The organism is Pseudoalteromonas rubra, from assembly GCF_000967655.1.
GTDB lineage: Bacteria > Pseudomonadota > Gammaproteobacteria > Enterobacterales > Alteromonadaceae > Pseudoalteromonas > Pseudoalteromonas rubra_A.
In genome coordinates this window covers 1-7,464 of record NZ_JXYA01000100.1, presented here as the reverse complement: position 1 = coordinate 7,464, position 7,464 = coordinate 1, and the positions used below count along the sequence as shown (strand labels likewise).

Below are 7,464 nucleotides of genomic sequence, written 5' to 3'. Positions count from 1 at the left end.
CATGCAAAAAGCGGTGCTTTTTAAAACGCATGATTTTCACTCATCGAGCCTGAAAAAGCGGTGCTTTTTCCGGGCGGCTCTCAGCCTCTAAAGTCGGGGCTTCCGGTACTAAATACCACGAAATGACAGCTCCTGCTTATCAGTTTCAATCCCCTCTAAAGTCGGGGCTTCCGGTACATGAAACATCCCCCTGATGTCTGTAAAACGACATCGTCTTAATCCCCTCTAAAGTCGGGGCTTCCGGTACACAAGCATCCATATTTTATGTGGATATTATCAAGTCTCAATCCCCTCTAAAGTCGGGGCTTCCGGTACGCGTTTTCAGTTAAGAGGCTGATTTCTTAATTTGTCTCAATCCCCTCTAAAGTCGGGGCTTCCGGTACTTTTTATGATGGGGGGAATCGCATCGAAACTAAGAGTCTCAATCCCCTCTAAAGTCGGGGCTTCCGGTACAAATATGGTAACCTCAATTGAATTACTCGTATGGGTCTCAATCCCCTCTAAAGTCGGGGCTTCCGGTACATACAAGGAAAAATCATGAAAAAACTTCTTCTTGGTCTCAATCCCCTCTAAAGTCGGGGCTTCCGGTACAGATTGAAGATGTGGAATTAAAAAAAATCATCATGTCTCAATCCCCTCTAAAGTCGGGGCTTCCGGTACTTACAGAAGGAAAAGAAAATGACCCTTTTTCTGGAGTCTCAATCCCCTCTAAAGTCGGGGCTTCCGGTACTATAGCGGATCGAGGCCGCGTCGTACAAGGGCTGTAGGGGGTAAAAATGTCGATGTCCTGTCGGCTGTTCCCAAAACTGCTGACTTACTGACATTTTAATCCTTCTTGAACTAGTAAAAGGTATAAAATTCAATGATATGCTATCTAAGCTACTGACAAAATGTAATTTTGACTTTGGTGGTGTGTCGTAACATATTGATTTAATTTGTATAAATCAAAAGATATGTCTCTGGGAGTGTGAAAATACACTTTTACACAGCATATTGATTGGAAATGGAGTTTTAGGCTGGTTTCACAAAAAAGTGCGAGGTCTGAACGCAAGGTTTTTCACACGATGACCCCGCTTACTATAAAATTTTTAATAAAATGCTCTTGCAGACACAAAACGAACTCTTTTCTCTTGTTAGCAATATGTTTTTATTGTTAAGTTTCGCTATCCATCCTACAGGGAGATAGCTATAGGAATGAAAAACAATAACGCATCAAGGACAAGAAAAGTTGAGAACTTTAAGCTCCAGGTGCAGCGTTCTATCCGCCTAATAAGGCAAGAGCTAGGGCTGTCCCAGGAAGAGCTGGCCAGGAAGCTTGGTATAAACCAAGCCACGATCTCGAATTATGAATCAGGAAAAACTGAGATGACTATTTCTCAAATGTTTGAGTTTTACCTCGTCTGTGGCAAAGATCTATCAATGGGTAACATAAAAAACATACTCTCAGACGACAGCAAAGAGCTTACACCAGAAAACAAAGATTCAGGAGAATAATAAATGGACTATTTATATATAATTGTAGACTACTCGCCAATCTTCGTTGTTTTGTATGGTCTTTACATGACTTGGCGGTTTGAAACCGCTAGGTGGTTCTTGCTTACACTAGGGTGTGTTGAACTCGTTGACGAATTGTTAATAAGCGTTGCGTTGAATTGGCAAGTACATTACTATGCTTATGCGGCGGCGATGAACTTAGCTTTCCTCTTGCCAATCATGTACAGACAGAAGATTGCTTATTGGCTTTACGAACGCTCAGGCCATGATTTTTTTAATAATGTTGTAAACAAACACTATATTTCTTTGCAAGAGCTTTCTGTATTGCTGGTCCTTGCCGCTGTAGCAACAATCAATGTTGTAACTTGGTGCGAAGTTTTGCTGTACAAATACAAGTTTGTTTCTAACGCGCCAATTAAGCTATACGTGCGAGACAATACAGTGGCCATTTTGCATTTGCTGTACATAGCCGCTCTGGTCAGGTACGTATTGAAAGCCGAATTCAGAGAAGGATGTTTAACCAATGAGAAAGAAATTACTCCCTGAAAAGTTGCTGTCAAAAGTGGTTGGTGGTGCCGGTGGCGGGTCACAATCACCATCTCTACCAACTGTGGCACAGTTTGCTCCGACGATTACGAGACCAACTCAACAGCCATAACGGACTGTTTCTTTAACCGAAATCGCTTGTCCTTGCCGCTGTAGAAATAATCAATCTTGTAACCTGGTGCGAAGTTTTTCTGTACAAGTTTGTTTCTAACGCGCCAATTAAGCTTTACGTGCGAGACAATACAGTGGCCATTTTGCATTTGTTGTACATAGCTGCTCTGGTCAGGTACGTATTGAAAGCCGAATTCAGAGAAGGATGTTTAACCAATGAGAAAGAAATTACTCCCTGAAAAGTTGCTGTCAAAAGTGGTTGGTGGTGCCGGCGGCGGGTCACAATCACCATCTCTACCAGCGGTGGCACAGTTTGCTCCGACGATTACAAGACCAACTCAACAGCCATAACTAGCTGTTTCTTTAACCGAAATTTGTTCATACCTGCATGTATGGGCAAATTTCGGTTACAACTTAAAAAGTAACACAAAGATCCCAACCTCTGGCATTTAAATTCAAGTGGTCAAATTGACTATGGCGCTACACGATAAGTGAGGAGTGATTAGCTTAGCCATCGAAAAAGGCATCAATGTGTGTAAAAAAGACAATCCCCATAGCAGCTTGAAGCAAGAATAAAACAATACCAATAAACACAATTGGCCTTTCTTTCTGGCCAATGATAGCAAATGCCGCCTGCAACAAATTAAGGCTCCAAAGCACAAATGATAGCAAGCAAATTGCTAAACTAACAAAAACCTGTGAGTAAGCCAAATCAAAAAACACACGCAGAGGCTCCCCTCTAAATATCAGAGCACCACAATAAAACAGAGCCGCAGCAATACCAACATTCCGTATGTTATCGAACACAAACTTCAAAGTTATATCACCCGGGTTAACTCGTATGAATTTAGGGAATTTTTCTTGATCGAGAGTGGCTGTTTTAAAAAGTAATTTTACTATATACAAAGCAGATGTCCTTATTAAGTTTTTGTCCGATCCTGTTTTCGAGAACCTAAAAAATTAACGCCTCAGAAAAAGCGGTTATCGGTACAAAAAAGAGCTCCCGTCAGTCAAATAAACGGGTCTCAATCCCCTCTAAAGTCGGGGCTTGCGGTACAGAGAGTATCTAGTGTTATCTGGTAGATTTCCGTCTCAATCCCCTCTAAAGTCGGGGCTTGCGGTACACAAAAGTAAAGGAGGAATACGGTATGAAACACCGTCTCAATCCCCTCTAAAGTCGGGGCTTGCGGTACGGAGAACGACTATGAAAACCAAAAAGATCTTAAAACGTCTCAATCCCCTCTAAAGTCGGGGCTTGCGGTACGATATATCATGAGTAAATTAATGACAACACTAAACGTCTCAATCCCCTCTAAAGTCGGGGCTTGCGGTACGGACCTCGAGTATATCCCATTCAATCTACTGACGTCTCAATCCCCTCTAAAGTCGGGGCTTGCGGTACAAAAAATGGATTATGACAACGAAACAGGATATGAGTCTCAATCCCCTCTAAAGTCGGGGCTTGCGGTACTATAGCGGATCGAGGCCGCGTCGTACAAGGGCTGTAGGGGGTAAAAATGTCGATGTCCTGTCGGCTGTTCCCAAAACTGCCGACTTACTGACATTTTAACCCTTCTTAAACCAGTAAAAGGTATAAAATTCAATGATATGCTATCTAAGCTACTGACAAAGTGCGATTTTGGCTTTTATAGATGGTTGTAAATTATTGATTTATTTGTATAAATAAAAAGATATGTCACTTGATATGCAAAAATACACTTTTGCTTAGCATATTGATTGGAAATGGAGTTTAGGCTGTTTTACAAAAGTGTGAGGTCTGAACGCAAGTAGCTGGCGCGATTTCTGTGGGCGAGTTGCGTGAAATAATGCTTAGTGCGGCAATTTGAAGGGGAGATTTAATAGGCAGTTGCGCAAACTAGTAGTAATAAAATCGCTCAGGCCAGGTGACCTGACCGGCACCATCAGCTTTTCGGTTACCCATGCATTTTCCGCATAACGGGAAGAGGTGTGCTTTGTCGCTGGGCTTAAGTAGCTCTTTCAGCTGTCGTTGCAGTTTAATGAGCTGTTTGGATGTGGTATCAATTTCGAACACAGAATACTGTATCCGCTCTCCGTACCCTAGTATAAGCTTGTTTGCTCGATACCTAATTTTGTTATCACTGATATCCAGTGTGACTAATATTCGCATTAGCTTATCTCGAAGGACACTGAGTTATAGAGCCTGGCACTGGCAATACCATGGCGACGATCCTGACAGTGGCAACATACAGGATAGTAATTGATGACGTCATCGCATGTGATAGTTGATCTAATTTTTTGCCGCAACAATAAGAACTGGCTGTCACTGAGGCAGCATTCGTATACTGATAGCTGAATGCGCTCACCGAAACCTGCAAGTATTTTATCAATTCGATACCTGCGTTTATTGCAGGACGTGTCGTAGCACACAACATAGTGATGTGGCATATCAGTTGACCTTAAACGCGCTAAAAGGCGCCTGAGATAAAAAGTGGCACTTTAATGCCTGTACCTGATCATGCATTGCTTTACGATAATCCATAACCTGATGTGAGCGCTGGCTTTGAAAGGTTGCACAAAATTTTTCTTCTATTACAGTGATAAAGCGCTTGAGTGTCTCGGGCTTTAACAGGCATTGACCGCCGGTAAAATCAAAGTCAGCCGGTGTGATCTGTTGTTTGTTTATCAGCTTAAGTACACTGGCATCAACAATCACAGCCCTAAATGGTTCCATCAGGTCTAATACCAGGCTTGGCTGATTGTCACCACAATGCAGCAGCCCGAAATCAGGGTGCAGCCCATGCTTGCGTACCAGACACATAGTATTATTAAAAAGCAAGTTATAACCCAAAGATAACAGTGCATTGATAGGATCTTTGGGTGGTAAACGATTACGCCCGTTAAATTGCCAGGTATCGTTAACACACAGGGCAATTGCGCTAAAGTAGTGTTTCGCGATTTTAGCCTCAAGCAAGAAGAAGTGTTCCCGAGTTTTGGTCTGAGTCAGTCGGTTGGCTGCTTTAGTCAATTTTGTGATTACGTGATCTAATTGTGCTTTGTGGCTTTCGGGCAGCGACCGGCGTCTTAGCTGTTGCTTGATTACTTGTAGACAGTTATGAAACTTAGCTTGCAAAATTTGCTCGCATAAGGCTCGTTCAAATGCTTTGTTACCGCAGCGCACAATCTGTTGATAAAGCACTGCATTAAAACCTGGGTAGGTACTTAATTCGCCACGGTAGCGCCCCGTCGATGAGGCTAATATCACCACAATGGCATGCTCTGTACAATATCCCATAAAATCGGTGGTCAGTTGGATCCTGCCCAGTACAATAATGGCATCGATCACATTCAGTGGCCAGGTTTTGAGTTCTTCTCCACGTAAATTCAGGTAGGCACGGTTCCCTTTTATTCCCACAACGCCACCGACTTGTGTCAGATACAGGGTTTTTAACGTTTTGCGCTGAACAGTGCTGGGTTGAGACAACAGGTGAGCGGGGATCTCTAACCAGTCTTGCTCATCTTCAATGGCACTCTGGGCTGGGTTTGCTGGCAAGTCAGCCTGTAGCAGCAGATGTTCCTGCTGCATTTCAGTTGCCGTTTCCGCCCATTCTCGGGCTGAATCCATAATACCGTACACCAGGCTTGATTTTTCATCAATAACCTGGTCACCAATAAAGTAGTGACCAAGAAATTTAAAACCATCTGCAAAGGTTGTTAGCTGGGTTTTATTTAGATTGAGCGTAAGCGCTAGGTGGGTCAGTACCTGCTCGGTATGATACTGTGCATGTTGGGCTGCTTTGGCACTATCACAGCAGACCACAAAATCATCGGCATATCGCACCATGTGATAACCCAGTGCGTTTAAGTGTTCATCCAGCTCGTCCAGATAAAAGTTTGCCAGTAACGGGCAAATGGCTGACCCTTGCGGTATTCCCTGTCCGAGCGCTTTGCCAAAAACAAGCCCATCGTTGCTCTGCTGAAAACTAAAGAGCAAGGTAAAGATCAGCTCAATCAAAGTTGGATCAATGGCCGTTGCCTGTAGCTTAGTCAGCAGTTTATCCTGGGGGATATGGTCAAAGTAACCCTGTATATCTGCATCAAATACATGCCTGCGGCGCTGGTTTCTGTGCTCTATCACTTTGTCTACTGCCATGATGTAGCTTCGTCCAGGTCTATATCCATAGCTGTTGTGTTCAAATTCTTCTTCAAAATAAGGCTGAAGCAAAATCGCAATGGCGGTATGAACTATCCGGTCTCTGACCGTTGGGAATGCCAGCCACCGGGGTTTTTTGCCTGGTAGTTTTAGCTGACTGCGTTTCAGTGCAGCTGGTGTGTAGTGTTGTTGGCGTAAATCATACAAAATACTGTTTAGGCCCAATTGCAATTCGGATTCAAAGCTTGCTATAGACTGGCAATCGACACCGGGACCGCCATCATTTTTTTGCACCCTGTAAAATGCTTGCAAAAGCAAGTCATACTGACACAATTGCTGATAGTCCATATGCCCTCCCTAGTATTAATCAGACGTTATTCAGTATAGCTTGCGCTCAGCACTCAACAACTGACATGGCGTTTTATTATTACACAGCTGATTAACGCACGGAGCGGTGTTTACCAAAACAGGCTCACGGCGTCCTGCCTCCAGTATTAAAATCAAGCAAAAAGCGGTGCTATTTCCGGGCGGGTGAAGTAAGGCCGACGATTAAGTATCGCCGCAACTTAATGAAGTGAGCGCGTGGATCCGCGATGGGCCTGCTACAGGGAGGTAATTCAGCTCGGTGTATGTATAGCTTAGTTCAACAACGGCATCGTTGATTCATTCATGAAGCGTTAAGCGGTGCGTTCGCCAGAATCGGCCATCCAGGGCCTGTTTTACTATTTTGCTTTCCCTGCAAAATACCAAAACTGGCTTACGGCGTCCTGCCTCCAGTGTTCAAATCATGCAAAAAGCGGTGCTTTTAAAACGCATGATTTTCACTCATCGAGCCTGAAAAAGCGGTGCTTTTTCCGGGCGGCCCTCAGCCTCTAAAGTCGGGGCCACTTAGCCAATCATTTCAACAGTGGCATCGTTGATTCATCCATGAAGCGCTAAGCGGTGCGTTCGCCAGAATCGACCGTCCAGGGCCTGTTTTACTATTTTGCTTTCCCTGCAAAATACCAAAACTGGCTTACGGCGTCCTGCCTCCAGCGTTCAAATCATGCAAAAAGCGGTGCTTTTAAAACGCATGGTTTTCACTCATCGAGCCTGAAAAGTCGGGGTCACCGGTACTCAAAATGAAAAGACCCACATGCCCAATGGGCTCGTCTCAATCCCCTCTAAAGTCGGGTAACTTT

6 protein-coding genes and 2 CRISPR repeat arrays are annotated in these 7,464 nt (G+C 43.9%); of the genes, 2 read left to right on the top strand and 4 right to left on the bottom strand.

Going from position 1 to position 7,464, the window contains the following annotated elements:
- Nucleotides 1-142: 142 nt before the first annotated feature.
- Nucleotides 143-730: a CRISPR direct-repeat array (repeat unit 35 nt; unit sequence GTCTCAATCCCCTCTAAAGTCGGGGCTTCCGGTAC).
- A gap of 464 nt (nt 731-1,194) precedes the next feature.
- Together TW77_RS23630 and TW77_RS23625 are read left to right on the top strand one after the other, a co-directional pair.
- Nucleotides 1,195-1,494 carry a helix-turn-helix transcriptional regulator gene (locus tag TW77_RS23630; RefSeq protein ID WP_046007431.1) on the top strand — a complete coding sequence of 100 codons (300 nt, stop codon included), beginning with the start codon at nt 1,195-1,197 and terminating at the stop codon, nt 1,492-1,494.
- Nucleotides 1,495-1,497: 3 nt separating this feature from the next.
- Entirely contained in the window at nt 1,498-2,040 is a 543-nt protein-coding gene (locus TW77_RS23625; RefSeq protein WP_046007430.1) for a hypothetical protein, read from the top strand.
- 618 nt (nt 2,041-2,658) lie between these two features.
- On the opposite strand, the gene TW77_RS23620 is transcribed toward TW77_RS23625, so the two are convergent.
- From TW77_RS23620 to cas1, 4 genes are all read right to left on the bottom strand, one after another.
- Entirely contained in the window at nt 2,659-3,057 is a 399-nt protein-coding gene (locus tag TW77_RS23620) for a hypothetical protein (RefSeq protein WP_046007429.1), read from the bottom strand.
- 116 nt (nt 3,058-3,173) lie between these two features.
- Nucleotides 3,174-3,622: a CRISPR direct-repeat array (repeat unit 35 nt; unit sequence GTCTCAATCCCCTCTAAAGTCGGGGCTTGCGGTAC).
- Nucleotides 3,623-4,027: 405 nt separating this feature from the next.
- A complete protein-coding gene (gene cas2, locus TW77_RS23615) occupies nt 4,028-4,300 on the bottom strand; it encodes a CRISPR-associated endonuclease Cas2 (RefSeq protein WP_046007428.1) in 273 nt (90 codons plus the stop codon).
- Nucleotides 4,300-4,578: a CRISPR-associated endonuclease Cas2 gene (gene cas2 / locus TW77_RS26075; RefSeq protein WP_082079032.1), complete on the bottom strand. Its 279-nt coding sequence runs from the start codon at nt 4,576-4,578 to the stop codon at nt 4,300-4,302. Before cas2 (TW77_RS26075) ends, cas2 (TW77_RS23615) begins: the two co-directional genes overlap by 1 nt.
- Before the next feature lies 1 nt (nt 4,579).
- On the bottom strand, nt 4,580-6,631 hold the full coding sequence (cas1, locus tag TW77_RS23610; protein WP_046007427.1) for a CRISPR-associated endonuclease Cas1: 2,052 nt from the start codon (nt 6,629-6,631) through the stop codon (nt 4,580-4,582).
- Nucleotides 6,632-7,464 lie beyond the last annotated feature (833 nt).

Coding starts and splice junctions, on each gene's coding strand:
- cas2 (WP_082079032.1), bottom strand. CDS start 4,578: ATGCCACATCACTATGTTGTGTGCTACGACACGTCCTGCAATAAACGC.
- cas1 (WP_046007427.1), bottom strand. CDS start 6,631: ATGGACTATCAGCAATTGTGTCAGTATGACTTGCTTTTGCAAGCATTT.
- cas2 (WP_046007428.1), bottom strand. CDS start 4,300: ATGCGAATATTAGTCACACTGGATATCAGTGATAACAAAATTAGGTAT.
- TW77_RS23630 (WP_046007431.1), top strand. CDS start 1,195: ATGAAAAACAATAACGCATCAAGGACAAGAAAAGTTGAGAACTTTAAG.
- TW77_RS23625 (WP_046007430.1), top strand. CDS start 1,498: ATGGACTATTTATATATAATTGTAGACTACTCGCCAATCTTCGTTGTT.